Source organism: Clostridium sp. FS41, assembly GCF_000954015.1.
Taxonomy (GTDB): Bacteria; Bacillota; Clostridia; order Lachnospirales; family Lachnospiraceae; genus Enterocloster; species Enterocloster citroniae.
Genome location: NZ_JYHN01000053.1, coordinates 1 through 824, shown reverse-complemented (window position 1 = coordinate 824; position 824 = coordinate 1). Strand labels below are relative to the sequence as shown.

Below are 824 nucleotides of genomic sequence, written 5' to 3'. Positions count from 1 at the left end.
GCCAGATATCTTTTCCCGGCCGGGGCTTCCGCCTCCTTTCAGTTATTTATTTAAACGTTAATACTACTGATATCAGTTTTCAGAAGAAGCCTGTTCTGCTTCCTCGCGTGTCATGAATATACTTATTCCGAACTCTGAAACAGGATAAGACCCAGACATCCCGCAGCCCTCGTATTCCATATACAACTCATCTGTCTCACGATCTTCTTCAAAATCTTCCTCATCTTCTCCCATCATGCGCCCTATACGATATCCAATCACGCGCTGGGGATACCGTGGGAAATCAGCATCATATACAACCGTCCCAATCTCTACTGGTAATTCCAATGTCCTTTTCATTTTCATTCGCTCCTTTTCAAAGTGTTAATACTCATGATCTCCACACACACCATCTGTCGGCATATATTCATCCTTTTTCTTGCAATGGATCTTTTCTCCCTCATCTACGTCCTCAACAAGATAACCATATCTGCAAGTAACACAGCATATATCATTGTCCCATTCTTCTTCCATCATGTCCTCCAAATGTTAAATTCTCCAACTCCTCAGCCCAGGCAGTATGGTTGTATGTATAAACTACATTACCCGTAACAATGGCCTCAAGCCCCTCCCATTCTTCTACATTTTCAAGAGACAGTTCTTCGCTATTCAAAGCACAAGCGATAGCTTCTTTCTCGTTTTCCGCCTCGACTTCCACATAACATGCCGCAACTATCGGTACCATAACTCGATATTTTTTCATCTTTATTCCTTCCTCCGTTACTCCCGGAAATGCTAATACTACTGATATCAGTTTTGTTGTGTAACCTTATCCTTTTTTGCGT

At 42.1% G+C, this 824-nt stretch carries 2 protein-coding genes; both read right to left on the bottom strand.

The window, feature by feature from the left end:
* Positions 1 to 72: 72 nt before the first annotated feature.
* Positions 73 to 339, bottom strand: coding sequence for a hypothetical protein (locus CLFS41_RS09520; RefSeq protein WP_045091262.1), 267 nt, complete (start codon positions 337 to 339; stop codon positions 73 to 75).
* A gap of 151 nt (positions 340 to 490) precedes the next feature.
* On the bottom strand, positions 491 to 742 hold the full coding sequence (locus CLFS41_RS30245; protein ID WP_045092146.1) for a hypothetical protein: 252 nt from the start codon (positions 740 to 742) through the stop codon (positions 491 to 493).
* Between the last annotated feature and the right edge of the window lie 82 nt (positions 743 to 824).